This window comes from Alteromonas sp. 4NH20-0104, assembly GCF_057547795.1.
In genome coordinates, this window is sequence record NZ_BAAJLP010000003.1 from 202254 (window position 1) to 218294 (window position 16041).

The 16041-nt window shown below is 48.4% G+C and carries 17 protein-coding genes; 9 read left to right on the top strand and 8 right to left on the bottom strand.

What is annotated here, in order from left to right; translation table 11 throughout:
- Positions 1-74: 74 nt before the first annotated feature.
- Both AC27IB_RS03625 and AC27IB_RS03630 read right to left on the bottom strand, forming a co-directional pair.
- Positions 75-392, bottom strand: coding sequence for a helix-turn-helix transcriptional regulator (locus AC27IB_RS03625; RefSeq protein WP_487118989.1), 318 nt, complete (start codon positions 390-392; stop codon positions 75-77).
- Positions 393-766: 374 nt separating this feature from the next.
- Entirely contained in the window at positions 767-1315 is a 549-nt protein-coding gene (locus AC27IB_RS03630; protein ID WP_296051589.1) for an outer membrane beta-barrel protein, read from the bottom strand.
- 309 nt (positions 1316-1624) lie between these two features.
- Between AC27IB_RS03630 and AC27IB_RS03635 the strand changes: the two genes are divergently transcribed.
- Positions 1625-1855, top strand: coding sequence for a ribbon-helix-helix domain-containing protein (locus AC27IB_RS03635; protein ID WP_296051587.1), 231 nt, complete (start codon positions 1625-1627; stop codon positions 1853-1855).
- Positions 1856-2143, top strand: a complete 288-nt coding sequence (locus AC27IB_RS03640) for a type II toxin-antitoxin system RelE/ParE family toxin (protein WP_296051585.1) — start codon at positions 1856-1858, stop codon at positions 2141-2143.
- A 34-nt stretch (positions 2144-2177) separates the two neighbouring features.
- Here the strand turns inward: AC27IB_RS03640 and AC27IB_RS03645 are convergent, their stop codons facing one another.
- From AC27IB_RS03645 to AC27IB_RS03665, 5 genes are all read right to left on the bottom strand, one after another.
- Complete coding sequence (locus AC27IB_RS03645; RefSeq protein ID WP_296051582.1) at positions 2178-3554, bottom strand: NAD-dependent succinate-semialdehyde dehydrogenase; 1377 nt, start codon at positions 3552-3554, stop codon at positions 2178-2180.
- Between the two features lie 329 nt (positions 3555-3883).
- Positions 3884-4696, bottom strand: coding sequence for a transglutaminase family protein (locus tag AC27IB_RS03650; RefSeq protein WP_296051579.1), 813 nt, complete (start codon positions 4694-4696; stop codon positions 3884-3886).
- A gap of 92 nt (positions 4697-4788) precedes the next feature.
- Positions 4789-5790: a proteasome-type protease gene (locus AC27IB_RS03655; protein ID WP_296051577.1), complete on the bottom strand. Its 1002-nt coding sequence runs from the start codon at positions 5788-5790 to the stop codon at positions 4789-4791.
- A gap of 231 nt (positions 5791-6021) precedes the next feature.
- On the bottom strand, positions 6022-6864 hold the full coding sequence (locus tag AC27IB_RS03660; RefSeq protein ID WP_487118993.1) for a DNA ligase: 843 nt from the start codon (positions 6862-6864) through the stop codon (positions 6022-6024).
- A gap of 69 nt (positions 6865-6933) precedes the next feature.
- Positions 6934-7815 (bottom strand): AraC family transcriptional regulator, encoded by an 882-nt coding sequence (locus AC27IB_RS03665; RefSeq protein WP_296051572.1) that lies wholly within the window; start codon positions 7813-7815, stop codon positions 6934-6936.
- A gap of 165 nt (positions 7816-7980) precedes the next feature.
- Between AC27IB_RS03665 and AC27IB_RS03670 the strand changes: the two genes are divergently transcribed.
- The 6 genes from AC27IB_RS03670 to arsB all read left to right on the top strand — a co-directional run bounded on the left by AC27IB_RS03670 (position 7981) and on the right by arsB (position 13849).
- Positions 7981-8880: a DMT family transporter gene (locus AC27IB_RS03670; protein WP_296051569.1), complete on the top strand. Its 900-nt coding sequence runs from the start codon at positions 7981-7983 to the stop codon at positions 8878-8880.
- Between the two features lie 161 nt (positions 8881-9041).
- Positions 9042-11147 carry an alpha-glucuronidase family glycosyl hydrolase gene (locus AC27IB_RS03675; protein ID WP_487118995.1) on the top strand — a complete coding sequence of 702 codons (2106 nt, stop codon included), beginning with the start codon at positions 9042-9044 and terminating at the stop codon, positions 11145-11147.
- Between the two features lie 125 nt (positions 11148-11272).
- Positions 11273-11608 carry a metalloregulator ArsR/SmtB family transcription factor gene (locus AC27IB_RS03680; protein ID WP_296051564.1) on the top strand — a complete coding sequence of 112 codons (336 nt, stop codon included), beginning with the start codon at positions 11273-11275 and terminating at the stop codon, positions 11606-11608.
- Between the two features lie 24 nt (positions 11609-11632).
- On the top strand, positions 11633-12103 hold the full coding sequence (locus tag AC27IB_RS03685) for an arsenate reductase ArsC (protein ID WP_487118997.1): 471 nt from the start codon (positions 11633-11635) through the stop codon (positions 12101-12103).
- A complete protein-coding gene (gene arsH / locus AC27IB_RS03690; RefSeq protein WP_296051559.1) occupies positions 12103-12822 on the top strand; it encodes an arsenical resistance protein ArsH in 720 nt (239 codons plus the stop codon). The genes AC27IB_RS03685 and arsH overlap by 1 nt, the downstream gene beginning before the upstream one ends.
- 10 nt (positions 12823-12832) lie before the next feature.
- A complete protein-coding gene (gene arsB, locus AC27IB_RS03695) occupies positions 12833-13849 on the top strand; it encodes an ACR3 family arsenite efflux transporter (protein WP_487118999.1) in 1017 nt (338 codons plus the stop codon).
- A gap of 20 nt (positions 13850-13869) precedes the next feature.
- On the opposite strand, the gene AC27IB_RS03700 is transcribed toward arsB, so the two are convergent.
- On the bottom strand, positions 13870-14856 hold the full coding sequence (locus AC27IB_RS03700) for a Kelch repeat-containing protein (RefSeq protein ID WP_487119001.1): 987 nt from the start codon (positions 14854-14856) through the stop codon (positions 13870-13872).
- A gap of 182 nt (positions 14857-15038) precedes the next feature.
- Here AC27IB_RS03700 and AC27IB_RS03705 point away from each other — a divergent pair, with 182 nt between their 5' ends.
- Positions 15039-15890: an IclR family transcriptional regulator gene (locus AC27IB_RS03705; protein ID WP_487119003.1), complete on the top strand. Its 852-nt coding sequence runs from the start codon at positions 15039-15041 to the stop codon at positions 15888-15890.
- Positions 15891-16041 lie beyond the last annotated feature (151 nt).

Sequence of the window (16041 nt, forward strand, 5' to 3'; positions counted from 1 at the left end):
ATGTCACCAGCGTCCTCGGTTGGCATGCAAGACTCTCAATACAGGCTAAAAAATATCATTACGAGTGTGATATGTTAATCCTTAGAGCGCTGTTTTTGAACGATATACTCTGTTCGTGGGCTGATTTGGTATGAAACCCTCGGGCCGTTTGGGTCATATGTACTTTGTAAGTTCATCCAAAAGCCACATGAAATACCGGTAAACCCTTCAAGGTTTTTTGCCAGAAGAGTGTCAACTGACATGTTTCCTTCTAAGAATTTAGTTAGGTCACCCAACGATATTTCTAATGACTTTGCAGATTGCGTGGTTGAAAGGTTATTTTGTTTTAGTACTTTCTGTAACACTTTGCCTGGGCTGGTAGCTGGAAGTTTATTACTTCTGAGTATCATCATATTTTAGGCCTTGGTTAATAGCTAAAATTTCAACCTGGTTAAGTACTGCCAGCAACAGGAAAACTAAATAATACAGAGCGTAAAAGCTCTGGAGGTTAATTAAACCTCTTAATAATCTATCCTAGAGGCTTCTTCTTCCTTGGGCATATATACGTGTTTGGTACGGCAGCAGCGCTTGCGTACATAAATGTAAATCTTCATTCAGTCGCCACCTTTTTGCCAACCCATCCCCGCTAAATTGGGGCTGCTTTAAAATTGTTTCAATTGGCAGAATGTCAATATGGTCGGTAGATATTTCAATCAGTCTATCAACGATTGGTTTAATCGCAATCCCGCAATTTGCGGGATTTTTATGCTTAAAAGTTTGCCTGAAATTAAAAGCGGTAGGCAATATTTAATGAGCCTGATGCAGCGACCACATCGTCGTCATCTTCATCAAACATATCGGCGTAATCACCAGCAGTGCGGATTGCCAGCGTAAAATCGAGTGACACTTTCTGCCAGTTGTAACCAATACCGCCGCTAATCTGAGCACCGGAGAAGCTTTCATCAAAGCCATCTGCTTCCATTTCTTCTGAGTAGAAGCCACCACCGATGAAGGCTTTAAAGCCACTACTAGCGAGTCCTGTACCAAAATATGCATTAGCTTCTAATCCGGAAGCTTCGAGCTCTGAGAAGTCATCATGTTCCATTGAATAGTATTGACCACGCAATGAAAAATGGTCATTGAACGCGTAGTCGCCAAATACGCTAAAACCTGCAAATTGATCTTCTGAATAGCCATCAACTTCAACGACAAGCGCGTATGAACCTATTCCAGCGCTAAACTTGCCGCTGGATTGTTGAGATTCATTTTCTGTATTTGCCAACACCGGAGAGGCAAGTAATGTAGACAGGCAGGCAGCTATTATTGTTTTATGCATTAGTTTAAATCCTTATTTAAAAATCATTCCCAATCAATTGGAAATCGCGGCGAGGCTAACAAAATTTAACAATCAGGTAAATGATGTGGACAAATAAAATTGTTATAAATTGTTGTTTTATATTAGTTTGTTTAAATATTGATAGGGGCAATTTTTCTTTATCGGCATTTGACCGTAACAGAATCCTGCGCTCTGAATATGTTTGACCCTCCCATGAATAGTTCGGGCTTGCTGCGATCACTAACAGGCAGACATTTAAGAATATCTGGTGTAATATTGCACCAGGAGCTAAATGGTGGAATGATAATTATGCCTCGTCAAAGCATTACCCTGACTGAAAAAAATGATGAATGGCTGAAGAGCCAGGTTGAAGAAACCCGGGACTATGCAAACAAAAGTGAACTCGTAAACGATTTGATTCGCCGGGCACGACGTGCCGAGGCAGTCAATCAAAAGCTGGAAAGTGCAGAAAATAGTGGATTCGTTGATCAATCCCCCGCAGATATGCTGAAAGAATTTAAAGCTGATTTGAAACGATAGATGAATCGATACAAGTTATCGCTGAATGCCAAACAGGATCTCAAACGCATTTATGCCTACGGCTTTGCCGAATATGGCGAACTCCAGGCGGATAAGTACTTTGAGGGTTTTTTTCAGACTTTTGAAAAAATAGCGACGAACCCCGCTGCTTATCAATCAGTTGAGCATATTCGAAAGGGGTACAGGCGTTGTGCTTATGGTGCCGACAGTATTTACTATCGCTTCAATGGTGTTGAGGTTGAAATCATGGCAATACTGGGTGGGCAAGATGTAGATGAGTGGCTTTAAACCACTCATCCCGTTCTAATAATGACCGCTAGCTTTATTCGGCAATGAAAATGGTCTTTTCGTTAACAAATTCACGCATTCCAAAACCACCGTGTTCACGGCCATAGCCACTGTCTTTCACGCCACCAAAAGGCAGGTTCGGTTGAGCCAATGAATAGCCGTTGATATTCACCATGCCGGTATCAAACTCTTCTCGCGCCAGTTTGATTGCCTTTTCCTTGTCTGTAGTAAAAATGCCGCCGCCGAGGCCATAGCGCGAGTCGTTGGCAATTTTCATGGCCTCTGCATCGTTTTCAGCTTTGATAAACGAAGCAACCGGACCAAATAATTCGTCGTCATAGGCTGGCATTCCCGGCTTTATGTTCTCCAGGATGGTTACCGGATAGAACCAGCCTTTACCTTCAGGCACTTCACCGCCTAGCAGAACAGAGGCGCCTTTTTCTACTGATTCCATAACCTGTTTATGCAATTCATCGCGTAAATCTTCACGGGCCATCGGGCCGAGGTCGGTATCTTCGGCGCGCGGGTCGCCTACTTTAAGGGCTTTAAACGCTGCTAAAAATTGCGTTTTAAATTGATCGTAAACGGACTCATTAATGATAAATCGTTTTGCCGCCACACAAGTTTCGCCATTATTCACTATGCGCCCCTGCACACAGGCTTCAACGGCGGTCTCGATATCGGCGTCTGACAACACCACAAACGCATCGTTACTGCCCAGTTCCAGAACCGTCTTCTTAGCTAAGCTGGCGGCTGTTTCTGCCACTGACTTACCTACGCCATCACTGCCGGTAAACGTCACACCGCGCACTTTATCGTGTTTAATCAGTGCACTGGCCGTTTTGCCATCAATAAGCAGCGACTGATAGACGTGCTCGGGAAAGCCTGCATCGGTGTAGAGTTTTTCAATAAGTTCAGCCATGCCAAAGACATTCTTAGCATGCTTCATAACGGTTGTATTGCCAGCCATAATATTCGCCGCGCTGTAACGAATCACCTGGTAGAGCGGAAAATTCCAGGGCTGAATACCAAGGATAACGCCAAGCGGCTGATAGGTGATTATCGCCGTACCGCCTTCGAATACGCGGTTTTCATCTTCCAATACGCTGGCACCATTTTCAGCCGTGTAGCGACAAATCGCTGCGCAGAGCTCTACTTCCTGTTTACCCTGCGCTACCACTTTACCCATTTCTTTAACCATTAAATCGATAATCGCATCAGATTGGTTTTCGATTTGCTCAGCAAGCTTATTCATCAACTCGGCGCGCTCGGCAAAGCTAGTTTTCTTCCATGACAGAAAAGCCGTATTGGCTGAATCGACTGCTTGATTCGCTTCAGCTTCAGACATAAGAGTATATTCTGCAACGGGTTGCTCGGTGGTTGGATTTACCGTGTTTACTGTCTCTGACATTATTTGTCTCCTGATATCAACATGTTCAGAGATGGTTGCAAGTCAAAGACCACTTTTAAAATACAAGTTTTGTTCATTAAAATCAGAGTCTTATGTTGTTCTCTGGATTTCAGTACTGCCACAGGACTATAGAGTTTTCATTACAATAGTATTTATTTCACGGTGCTACCTGTCCAAGTTTAGCCTTCGCAGAAAGTAGCGAGAGAAGATGTTATTGAACTGAGGCAATGCTCTGGGCGTTTATTTTGAAAACGCTATCGGGTAGGGAAAATATTAGGCCTCATGCGAAGTGGAGGCCCTTGTTGTTTAACGGTTTGCGGGCTGATGTATCAGGCTGTTTGGTTAGCATCATCCGGTGGGTCTATTTCAATAACGTTCGCGCTCATGGTTTTGGGCGGTACGGCAGGTCCAAACTGAGTGAACGTGGCCACATCGGAAGCATCATGACCAAAAGCAATTGCGACACGGGCGCCGTCAGACGAAGGTTGGGTTGCATCAAAGGTGTACCAGCGACCGCCCACGTAAGCTTCAAACCAGGCGTGCATATCCATAGGGGTTAAGCCGTGCAGGTAACCCACCACCATTCTGGCCGGAATGCATAAGCTGCGGCACAGTGCGATACCCAAATGCGCTAGCTCACGACAAACGCCCTCGCGTGACTGATTGACTTCCGTGGCAGACAATTGAAAGTAGAGAGAGTCAGGGTTAAACCGCACGTTGGTTCGGATCCAGTTTTCGATAGCCGCGACTTGCTCGTAGCCAGGCACGCAATGGGTAACAATGCTGTGCGCCATTTCAACAAAACGATCTGATTCACAATAGCGTGAAGGTAACAGGTAACCCAGTACATCATTGGGTAAGGTGTCTATTTCATTGAAACCTGCCCAGCGGTCTCCCAGCACTGCAGGTGAAGTTAATACCGTGGCAGACGTACTTACCGAAAAGCTTCCAACCGGTGCCACTAAACGCTGACACGAATTGCCAAAACTGTCGTTGTACTCGGTAACGGGCACATTAGGCGAAATAGTATAGGTTTGCTCGGCCACCCACTGGCTTAAATCATTACGGGGTCGCAACATCAGAATAAACGGAGTCGGTGTTGTTATATCAAAGGTAAGATTGCATTCTGTTCTTAACCACATACCCAGACTATTTCCTTGTAAGTTGCGAACTGAGTAGCAATGAAGTCGCTACTCAGTGATGGTGTATAAACAGTATCGGCGTATATGTAACGCTACTCGCCGTTTGAGGAGTTCGCGGTACTTGTGCTATTTGCCGAACCTGGCGTGTTTTGTTGACTTGGTGCTGCCGCAGGCGAACTTTGTACGGGCTGATTATTTTGCGCCGCATGCATTAAATTCGTTGTTGATGTTGGTTGATGTTGCGCTAAAGCGGAATCGCCTTGTGATGCTTGTGCTGCCTCTGTAGAGGCCGGCTCTGAGGAGGGCGTAGCAGACGAGTTCACTGGCTGGGCCAGCTGGTTTACCGTGGCATCTTGTTTGTTTTCAGCAAACCCTTCTGGTGCTGGCAAGCCATCAAATAAGGTTGTTAATCCCTCTCGCCAGGATGTGCTGATATGCGAAAAATACGCATCGTCTTCAGTAATATGATACTGGTTATTAAACTCAAACTGGTTTGGCTTTAAACTCACCAAATCAATGGGTAAACCTACCGAGATATTACTTCTTACTGTTGAGTCGAGCGACACCAGGGCACATTTTATCGCATTCACCAAAGTGGTTTCAGGTTGCATAAACCTGTCCAGCACGGGTTTACCGTACTTGGTTTCACCAATTTGAAAAAACGGGGTTTCATCCGTGGCTTCAATAAAGTTCCCTTCAGAATAAATCAGGAACAGCCGCTGAGGTTCACCGGCCAACTGACCACCAACAATGAAGTTTACCCCCATATTGATCTTGGACTGGTCTAAATAGGCCGCGGTATCTTTTCTGACTTCACGCAAACATTCACCAAACAAGGTGGCAACATCAAACAATGTCCTGGCATTCCAAATATTCGGCACATCAGGATCGTTGGCGCGTTGTTCAATGAGATTAACCACACTTTGTGTAATCGACAGGTTACCCGACGTTAAGGTCACAATTACACGGTCTGTGCCGTTATTATAAGTGCGCATTTTTTTGAACGAAGCAATTTGATCAACCCCGGCATTCGTTCTGGAATCAGAAGCGAAAACCATGCCTTCATTCATTTTTAGCGCCAAACAATATGTCATAGGTTATCTCACAACTAGGAGGTCAAAAAGCATAAACTACATTCCGGATCTATACAACAAGTGCTAATTTTACTGAGGTGTGGGCTGACATACTTTATTTACAGTGTCAGGCAGGTGTGACGGCTTGAGTGAAGACATTAGCAGTCTGTTGATGACCTCTCGGTGAGGGAGCCAGTGATGAGCTAACTGCTGTTGTTAAGTGTGTCTGACGGGTGAGTTTTGAGTCAGTTTTCAGTGTGGAATATCTGCTCGTGGGCGCTGGTGTAAAAAGCTTGCAAATCGAGGGATGCCCCGTTGTGTGAGGCCATAATATTTGTAGGTTATCCAACTGCCTATCGGGGGCGGTGACCGCCGTTGAGCAAGGCTAAATCCGCTGCCAATTTTAAATTGCTGACCCTGGCGGGATTCCACCAGCAGTGAGCCCATTGAGCCTTTAAACTTTCCTTTGCCGGGTAAGTGGGCAAGCACTTTTGCTTCGTCGTCCTGAAAGCGTTTGGCTTTTAACAAGCCGGGGTTACGCCCTTGCTGGTAGCGCGCCTGCCGGTGATGCAGCATCAGTCCTTCACCGCCCTGCCGGATAATGTTATCCAGGGCACTTTCAAGGGCTGGCAACGAATCCAGGGTAAATTGTTGAATCATTCTCAGGTTTGGATGCCGGGTCTCGGCTACCAGTTTCTTCATTCTGGCTACGCGCCTTTCAAAGGGCAGGTCGGTAATGGGTAAGTCAAACACCATCATCCTGATAGCCTGCCAGCGTTCATCGGGGTGATGACTCAGTACCGTTGAGGCGATAGTCTCAAAGTCGCTCCGCTGACTCCAGAGTTCACCGTCCATTGGTTCCTGAGGCCAGTTTTGGGTAAACCATGCTGGTGGGGTTATGGGATGACCATTACGGGTAACAAGCTTGCTGCCGGTCCAGCGAGCCCGAATGCCATCGAGTTTTTCACTGATCAGGTATTCGCTAATAGCGATGTCGCCTTCATAGGTTTCAGCCAGTTGCAGCGGCGCAGTCTGCGCCATTGAAGCGGCACACCAAAGCATGTTCAGTAGTAAAATGAAAAGTCGCAAGATCATCACCCGGCCCGGAGTAAAACTAGCAGTGTAGAGGGTTTATCACCTTGGTAAACTGGGCCTTAGTCCGGTTTAGCGCGGCAGGCTGCTCAGGTAACGTTTAAGGTTTCTGGGGGTAACGCCGGTTTGCCGTTTAACCACGCGCGATAAATGGCTCTGATCACTAAAGCCTGCAGTATCGGCAATGTCTGCCAGCTTTTGCCCGCGGGTCAGTAACTCGCGAACGCGCTGCACACGCCGGTATTCAATGTAGCGGTGTACTGAGGTGTAAAATGACTGGCGAAAAGCCCGGGCAAAGTGAAATTCGCTTAGTCCTGCCGCGCTGGCAATCTCGGCGATGGTGATAGAGCGGTGCAGGTTGTCTTCAATATAATGCTGCACCGTTTTTTTTGTGCGTAAACTCAAACCACCGGAAAAGCGAGCTTTTTGCGCTGCCCGGTGGGACTGCATTTTACATAACTCGGCAAAAACGTCCTGGACAACCGTTTGAATGTGAAGCTGTTGAATGTCGTCCTGCCAGTCTTGGGGTTGCCCCAGTTGTTGCAGGATAGCTGCCAGCGAAGCGTGTTCTAGGAATGAACGGTCTGGCACGCTGAATAAGCGGGGTTCGATATCCAGTTCCCGGGCGATGAACTCGCGCAGGTGGATATCGGTGAAGTAAACGTGAGTAAATTCGAAGCGCCCCTGGATTTCCCAAACCGATTCCTGCTGCTGCGGGATGATGCAAATGGCATCCTTAAAGCCATTACGCTGTGACTGGCGTGCGTCAAGGCGGAAGGTTTGTTCGCCACCCGAGGTATACAGTGAGAGGGTATGCACTTCATCGGTGTGATAGCTCACCCGGTCCAGTTCGTTTTGCCAGGCGGCTATACGGATATCTGAAGGCAGGCGTAATTCCCCTCTGAGTGTGGCGTTGGAGAGGGATAAGGTATCGAAGATGGCCTGTTTCGTCATTGTTGTATTATTCACCAATGGTCTAACAGCGCAAAGAATAATTTAACCCCGGCGCAGCGGATATCAAAAATAACCGCAGGATTGTCCCAAAATGTCAGGAATGTCCCAGTTTTTGTTTGCTGTACACGCTATTCTCGCGGCTTTCATCCTCACCGAGTAAAACCTATGACGCTGTTTTTATATGTGTTAACCGTGGCTATTTGGGGCACAACCTGGCTTGCCATTTACTATCAGCTGGGCAATGTGGATATTGTGGTATCAGTTTTCTACCGCTTCGGTTTGGCCACTATGATTATGATCCCACTGGTAATGCTGCTGAGGAAAGGGCGGATAGGCAGCCGTCAGGACCAGCTGTTTTTTATTGCCCAGGGCGCCTGCCTGTTTTCGCTGAATTTCCTCTGTTTCTATTACGCTACTCAATATATTCCATCTGGTCTGGTATCGGTGATCTTCTGTTTAGCCACGATTTACAATGCCATTAACGGTCGATTGTTTTTCAACACCAGGGTAGCCAGTTATGTGTGGCTGGCGTCTTTGTTTGGCGTAGCCGGGTTGGCACTGTTGATGGCCCCTGAAATACACCTTGATGATAGCTGGGTGACAACATTGAAAGGATGCGGGCTGGCCGCACTGGGCACCTTGTTTTTCTCGTTTGGCAATATGATCTCTGTACGTCATGGCAAAGCCGGTATCACCCCGTTGCAAAGTAATATGTGGGCGATGATGTACGGTACATCGTTGCTATTGTGCATTTGCCTTGCTCGTGGTGCTGCCTTTTCGTGGGGAACCGGCGCTGAATATACCTGGAGCCTGTTTTACCTTGCCTTGTTCGGCTCTGTGATTGGGTTTACCGCTTATCTGTCTCTGGTGAGTCGAGTGGGGCCCGGTACGGCGGCCTACACTACGGTATTGTTTCCGGTAGTTGCATTGAGTTTGTCTGCGCTTTACGAGGGCTACCACTGGACCTTAAGCAGTGCCATCGGGCTTCTGTTGATTCTGGTTGGTAACTATTTGATGATCAATAAAGGTCGGTGGGTTATGCGTCCTGCAGTTGTTCGCTCTTAATATCTATCGCGGACAGGAAGATAATTAGAAATTCCTGACTAGAACGATGCCTATTTCTTATTACGTTTTATTATGTTGTTAACACTAAATTTACTTATTCGCTGACGCTCAAAATTGGCAGTGATAGGCTCTGTACGATGTGTTAGTCATTGGAGTATTGCGTGCGAATTGTTGTCTGTTTATTGTTACTGATCAGCGCCCGGGTAATGGCGGTGCCGGATTTTAGCGGCGAAGATGGTTACCGTCTTTGGCAGCGCTACGATGTCATCGATGCGGCCTTGCCGGCGGCTGAACTAAAGGTGGTTGGTCGCACCGAGACCCACAATATTATTCGCGATGAATTTCGCCGGGCGTTTGCCAACCGGGTAGGTCAGTCGAGTGGTACCTTATTAGTACAAAAGATTACCCCCGAACTTCAGGCGCGCTTCAACCTGCAGGCTGATGTTACTGTGCAACTTGGTGATGAAGGCTTTATTCTTAAGCGCCACGGTAACGATATCCTGATCACCGCAAAAACGGATATTGGTTTATTGTATGGCAGTTATCACCTGTTACGTCTGGTGTTTATTCAACAGCCACTGGGTTCGTTGTCGGTACTGCAAAACCCTAAAATTCAACGTCGCTTACTGAATCACTGGGACGACCTCGACCGTCATGCAGAGCGTGGTTATGCCGGTGAGTCGATTTTTGACTGGCATCGCCTGCCCCTTGATAAAGACCAGCGTTATTACGATTACGCCAGAGCGAATGCGAGTATTGGTATCAATGGCATGGTGCCAATCAATGTTAACGCTAATGCCCTGATGCTTACTCCCATGTATTTGCAAAAGGTTAAAGCGCTGGCCGACATTGTGCGTCCTTATGGCATTAAAATGTACCTGTCGATCAAGTTTAGTTCGCCCCAACAGCTGGACGGGCTGGACACATCGGATCCCCTCGACCCGCAGGTACAAAAGTGGTGGAAACACAAAGCGGCGGAAATTTATCAGTTAATCCCTGACTTTGGCGGCTTTCTGGTGAAAGCCAACTCCGAAGGCCAGCCTGGACCCGGCGACTACGGTCGCACGCATGCCGAAGGCGCGAATATGCTGGCAAGCGCATTAACGCCCCATGGCGGCGTCGTGTTCTGGCGGGCTTTTGTGTACGCCAACGATCCGGCCAAAGAGCGCAGTCTGCAGGCTTACGATGAATTTGTACCGCTGGACGGGAAGTTTATGGACAATGTGATTGTGCAGGTGAAAAACGGCCCTATCGATTTTCAGCCGCGCGAGCCATTCAGCCCGCTGTTTGGCGCTACGCCAGAAACGCCGCTCGCCATGGAGCTGCAAATTACCCAGGAATATCTAGGCTTTTCAACTCACTTAGCTTATTTGGGCACCTTATTTGAAGAAGCAATGGATGCCGATACTCATGTAAAAGGCCCTGGTTCAACCGTGGCTAAAGTGGTGGATGGTTCGTTGTACAACCATCAGCTTACCGGTATCGCCGGGGTGGCGAATACCGGCATGCAACGCAACTGGACCGGTCATATCTTTGCTCAGTCTAACTGGTATGCATTTGGCCGTTTAGCCTGGGATCACACGTTAAGCGCGCAGCAAATCGCCAATGAATGGATTAAGCAAACTCTAACGGTGCAACAACAAGCCGTGCGGCAGGTGGAAGCCATTATGATGCCGTCGCGCGAATATGTAGTGGAATACATGACACCGCTTGGCCTGCATCACCTGATGGACTCTGGTCATCACTACGGGCCGGGTCCGTGGGTAGATAACCTGGGACGGGCAGACTGGAACCCGGTGTATTACCATCGCGCGGATAAACAGGGGATCGGCTTCGATCGCACCGCGTCTGGCACTGATGCTATCAGTCAGTATGCGCCTTACTGGCAACAGAAGTTCGCTAATCCTGAAACCACACCGAAGGAATTGTTGCTATGGTTCCATCATTTGCCGTGGGATTATCAACTGGCGAATGGCGAGACTTTATGGAAAGAGCTGGTCAGGTACTATTACCGGGGTGTTGATGGCGTCAGTGATATGCAGCAGCACTGGCAACAGGTAAAACCCTATATCGATGCCAATCAGTTTCGTCAGGTGGAAATGGCGCTGAGCATTCAGCACCAGGAAGCAAAGTGGTGGCGGGATGCTAGTGTGTTGTATTTCCAGACGTTCTCTGAGCGTCCTATCCCTGCTGGTTTGCCACAATCGCAGGGGAGTCTGAAAGAATTTCAGTCGCGCAAATTTCCTTTTGCGCCAGGGCAAGGATAAGTACTCTCTTCAGTGTTGACTTTGAAAGCGGTGATAGGGGCAACCTTATCACCGCTTTTTTATTTTTGACATATGGCATATCACATATATGATATCTCACATATATGGTTTGAGGTATATGTACAATGATGCTATTACAACTTTTCAAATGCCTGTCGGATAACACCCGGCTGCAGTCAGTGTTGCTAATAAGTCATTTTGAGGAAGCCTGTGTGTGCGATCTCATTGCTGCACTTGAGCTCGACCAGCCCAAGGTGTCGCGACACCTGGCAGAACTGCGTCGCTGCGGCATTTTGCAGGACGAGCGTCGCGGCAAATGGGTGTATTACCGGCTCCACGACGACCTGCCTGAGTGGGCATTACATATTATCCGCCAGGCCGGTGACAATAATGTCTCTTACTTCAGTAGCGCCATCGATAAACTTCATCAGTACCGGCAGCAGGGGCCGGGTTGTCAGTAACCACACAGTAACCAAAGGTCCGTCATGAAAATTCTTTATATTTGTACTCATAATCGTTGCCGCAGTATTCTGTCGGAAGCTATCACCAACCATGTGGCGGGCGATAAAATTATCGCCCGCAGTGCCGGCAGTCAGCCTGCTGGGGTGGTACATCCGCTGTCTTTGCAGTATCTCACCGAAGCGGGGATCCCAACGGATGGACTAACCAGTCAGTCTTGGGATGAGTTTGAAGCCTTTGCGCCGGATGTTGTGGTGACCGTATGTGATTCTGCCGCCGGTGAAACCTGCCCGGTATGGTTCGGGAAATCCGTAAAAGTGCATTGGGGACTGAGCGATCCGTCTAAACTGGCAGGCAGTGATGAGCAAAAAGCGGAGGCTTTCCGTGCCTGCATCAGCGAAATTACCGAACGGGTAAACCAATTACTGCCGCTTGCTGAAAAAAGCGTGACACCAGAACAGCTCAGAGCCGAACTGGCCGCTTTGGGAGCGCAATAATGAGCATCGATAATACTTCACTGCCCAATATAGACGAGTCGCAGCTGGATATTCCCAGTTTTGAAAAATGCCAGGGCGAAGCTGCCGCCCATGCACCACGTATATTGTTACTTTATGGTTCGTTACGTAAACGTTCCTTCAGCCGCCTGGTGGTGGAGGAGTGTGCCCGGTTGCTGAGCCGTATGGGCGCAGAGGTTGAAGTCTTTAATCCTGAAGGGTTGCCGCAAACCGATACCGAAGATGAAAATCATCCTAAGGTGCAGGAGTTACGTTCCCTGATGATGTGGTCTGAAGGGCAGGTATGGTGTTCACCGGAACGGCATGGCTCCATGACCAGTATCTTTAAGAGTCAGATAGACTGGGTGCCCCTAAGTGTGGGGAGCGTGCGCCCAACGCAGGGCAAAACGCTGGCGGTGATGCAAGTGTGCGGTGGTTCGCAGTCGTTTAACGTGGTGAATCAGTTACGGGTACTCGGGCGCTGGATGCGCATGGTGACCATTCCCAATCAGTCGAGCGTTGCCAAGGCCTTTATGGAATTTGACGATAACGACAGAATGAAGCCCTCGCCTTACTACAATCGTATTGTCGATGTGATGGAAGAACTGATGAAATTTACCCTGCTATTACGCAATAACAAAGACTACTTTGTTGACCGCTATTCCGAGCGGGTGGAATCCGCCGAGAAACTCAGCGAACGCGTAAACCAGCGGTCTATTTAGGGAGTAGCGAATGGGATTATTTGAACGTTATTTATCGGTGTGGGTCGGGCTTGCCATTATCAGTGGTATTGCTCTGGGTAGTCTTGCTCCCCAAATGTTTGCCGCTATCGCCGGTATTGAGTATGCGCATGTTAATCTGGTAATTGCGGTGCTTATCTGGTTGATGATTTACCCGATGATGGTGCAGATTGATTTTTCCTCCTTGAAGGATGTGGGTAAAAAACCAAAAGGACTGGCACTAACGCTGATCATCAACTGGCTGGTGAAGCCGTTTACTATGGCAGTGCTGGGCTGGTTATTTTTTAAAGGACTATTTGCCGACTGGGTAGACCCACAAACGGCCAGTGAATACATTGCTGGTATGATTCTGTTAGGCGTAGCGCCCTGTACCGCTATGGTGTTTGTATGGAGCCAGCTGACCAAAGGGGATGCCAATTACACCCTGGTACAGGTGTCGATCAACGACATTATTATGATTTTCGCCTTCGCGCCTATTGCCGGAATGCTGCTGGGCGTTACGGATATCACCGTGCCGTGGGATACCTTGTTTTTGTCGGTGGTATTGTATGTGCTGATCCCGCTGGTGGCTGGCGCGCTAACCCGTAAAAAGCTCGATAACGGTGATGACCATTCCCTCCTCAACCAGTTTTTGGCGACCATGAAGCCCTGGTCAATCATCGGTTTGCTGGCAACCGTGGTATTGTTGTTTGGCTTCCAGTCAGAAACCATTCTGCACAAGCCTCAGGCCATTGTGCTAATTGCCATTCCGCTGTTAATTCAAACCTATGGCATATTTGCTATTGCCTATTTCGTTGCTAAACAATTGAAGTTGCCGCATAACGTGGCGGCGCCGGCGTGCATGATTGGCACGTCTAACTTTTTTGAATTGGCGGTAGCGGTGGCGATTTCGTTATTTGGGCTGCACTCGGGCGCGGCACTGGCAACCGTGGTTGGTGTACTGGTGGAAGTACCGGTCATGCTGTCGTTAGTGTGGTTTGCCAACCGCACCCGTCATTGGTTTGCATAAAAGGGGCACTAAGCCCCTTCTCAGAAGGTAAATATCTGCACGCTGTCTACGAATAAGTCGGAGCGACTTACTGTTCCGCCGATCATATAAATATCGCTACCCAGGGTCGTAGTTGCAGCATGACGGCGAGGAACCAGGGGAAGATTCGCGTTGCTCCACTGCCCTGTATCAAAGTTATAGCGCAGGGTTTGCTCCAGCTCGTCGTAATTACCAAACGTGTAGAGGTTATTGTTAATCACCGTCATAGCGTGGGCACTGGTTTCAACCGGCAAGGAAGTGAGTTCGCGCCATTGTGATGAAGCAGGTATAAACTGGTAAAAAGTATCGAACTGTTTTCTGCCGTTAAAACCGCCGGCTAAATAAATAGCGTTATTATAAACAACAGCCTCGGTGGCAAAGGCGACAGGCATTTCGTCTGACTCGGTCCATTGTTGTGTTTTGGTGTCATACACACTTACCCAGGGGACATGTTTAAGTCCCTTGCGCAGGCCGGCACTGGCAGTGGAGCCGCCGAACACGTAAATCTTATCGTCTGAATACACAGCGGTGTTCATTCGGGTTGCGCGTGTATGCGATGGGGCCTGGGTGACTTCTTGGGTGCGGGTGTTGAACACTTCAACAGCTGATTGCAGGTAAGGACGTCTGCCCTCCAGACTCATGCCGCCAATAATATAAACCGACTCTTTGCCGTCCCACACGGCGCTGAAATAGCGTCTTGGGATTAGTTTGCTTTTGAGTAATTGTGACGTGTTGGTTTGCGGATCGATAATCTCGATATCGCCGGAAAAGCCACTACTGGTTGTGCCGCCAAAGACATAGATTTTTTCGCCATCATTGGCCACGGAATGCCCATAACGGGCTTCGGCCAGCGTGAACTCCTGAGATCTGGCGGTTAGATTGCCGACCGGATTGCCAATCGTTTCGCTGGGTGGTGTGGTGTTGCATCCCGTAATAAAAAGTAAAACTATGAATAAAATACGAAATTGCATAGAGAGATAGACAAGCATAACCTTATATCCTTATAAATGTCTTGGGGCCTTATTGAATAAGGTTTACATTTCACTGTCTATAAAAAATGAACTCACTTGTACTCATCTATGCCTCTTAACGGATTAGTTGAGTTGCCCTCAATACGTTGGTATGCTGAATATCTAAAAGTCACCGGGTTAATGCTTGGTTATTATGCATAATGACAAAAAAAGAACAGCCAATCAGTAAAGACAAAATGAACGACGCAGGCGAGCAGGAGCGTGACGCCGGTGCAAACAGTCTTACCCGCATGCTCAGTATTTTGAATCTCTTTACCGAAGACAACCCGCTTTGGGCTACCAATGAGATTCTTACCGCGCTTGAAGTGTCCCGCTCCACTGGTTATCGCTACATTCGTTCCATGGCCAGTGCCGGCCTGATAAGTGCCGTAGGCAATGGTTATTATATTCTGGGGCCGCGTATTATTGAGCTCGACCTGCAAATTCGCAATACCGATCCGCTGCTGCAGGCATCGGAAGGTGTGCTTGAGGAACTGTGTGATTCCACTGGCCATTCTGCACTACTTTGTACCCTGTTTCAGAACTCCGTACTGTGTGTTCGCGAGTCTCTGGTGCTTTTCAGTCCGGCTGATCTGATGGGGCGCGGTCAACGCCGCCCATTGTTTCGTGGAGCCATGTCTAAAGTCATTCTTGCCCATTTATCGGCGCACCGGTTGCGCAGTATCTTTAATCGTCGCCAGGGTGAAATTTTCGACGCCGGACTGGGTGAAAGCTGGGATGAATTTCGCGCTAATATGGCGGCTATCCGCAATGATGGCTATGCAAAATCCAGCGGAGAGTTCACCCGCAGTATGATTGGCGCCAGCGCCCCGGTGTTTAACGTCGGTGATGAAGTCATCGGTTCGGTGGGTGTTGCCTGGGACAAAAGTGAAATGGGCCAGGTGGACTTCGACCGCATCGCTCTGTTAGTAAAACGTGCTGGCCGTGAAATTTCAGCCCGCATGCGCGACCGCAGCATGGGCAAGGTACTGCGCCCGAGAGCCGTCGGCTAACAACAGCCCCATGGTAAATCGTATTCGGCAAGCGACAGCTCTGAGGCCAAGGTAGTGGAATGATAGTATGCGTCTGGTCTCTGTATTGGCTTGGAATCGTCGATGCTTGTTCGAAGAAACGAGCACCATACCCAGTAAAATAGCAACCAGC

Coding starts and splice junctions, on each gene's coding strand:
- AC27IB_RS03625 (WP_487118989.1), bottom strand. CDS start 392: ATGATGATACTCAGAAGTAATAAACTTCCAGCTACCAGCCCAGGCAAA.
- AC27IB_RS03680 (WP_296051564.1), top strand. CDS start 11,273: ATGATGCTATTACAACTTTTCAAATGCCTGTCGGATAACACCCGGCTG.
- AC27IB_RS03685 (WP_487118997.1), top strand. CDS start 11,633: ATGAAAATTCTTTATATTTGTACTCATAATCGTTGCCGCAGTATTCTG.
- AC27IB_RS03640 (WP_296051585.1), top strand. CDS start 1,856: ATGAATCGATACAAGTTATCGCTGAATGCCAAACAGGATCTCAAACGC.
- AC27IB_RS03645 (WP_296051582.1), bottom strand. CDS start 3,554: ATGTCAGAGACAGTAAACACGGTAAATCCAACCACCGAGCAACCCGTT.
- AC27IB_RS03650 (WP_296051579.1), bottom strand. CDS start 4,696: ATGTGGTTAAGAACAGAATGCAATCTTACCTTTGATATAACAACACCG.
- arsB (WP_487118999.1), top strand. CDS start 12,833: ATGGGATTATTTGAACGTTATTTATCGGTGTGGGTCGGGCTTGCCATT.
- arsH (WP_296051559.1), top strand. CDS start 12,103: ATGAGCATCGATAATACTTCACTGCCCAATATAGACGAGTCGCAGCTG.
- AC27IB_RS03700 (WP_487119001.1), bottom strand. CDS start 14,856: ATGCTTGTCTATCTCTCTATGCAATTTCGTATTTTATTCATAGTTTTA.
- AC27IB_RS03670 (WP_296051569.1), top strand. CDS start 7,981: ATGACGCTGTTTTTATATGTGTTAACCGTGGCTATTTGGGGCACAACC.
- AC27IB_RS03655 (WP_296051577.1), bottom strand. CDS start 5,790: ATGACATATTGTTTGGCGCTAAAAATGAATGAAGGCATGGTTTTCGCT.
- AC27IB_RS03660 (WP_487118993.1), bottom strand. CDS start 6,864: ATGATCTTGCGACTTTTCATTTTACTACTGAACATGCTTTGGTGTGCC.
- AC27IB_RS03665 (WP_296051572.1), bottom strand. CDS start 7,815: ATGACGAAACAGGCCATCTTCGATACCTTATCCCTCTCCAACGCCACA.
- AC27IB_RS03705 (WP_487119003.1), top strand. CDS start 15,039: ATGACAAAAAAAGAACAGCCAATCAGTAAAGACAAAATGAACGACGCA.
- AC27IB_RS03630 (WP_296051589.1), bottom strand. CDS start 1,315: ATGCATAAAACAATAATAGCTGCCTGCCTGTCTACATTACTTGCCTCT.
- AC27IB_RS03635 (WP_296051587.1), top strand. CDS start 1,625: ATGCCTCGTCAAAGCATTACCCTGACTGAAAAAAATGATGAATGGCTG.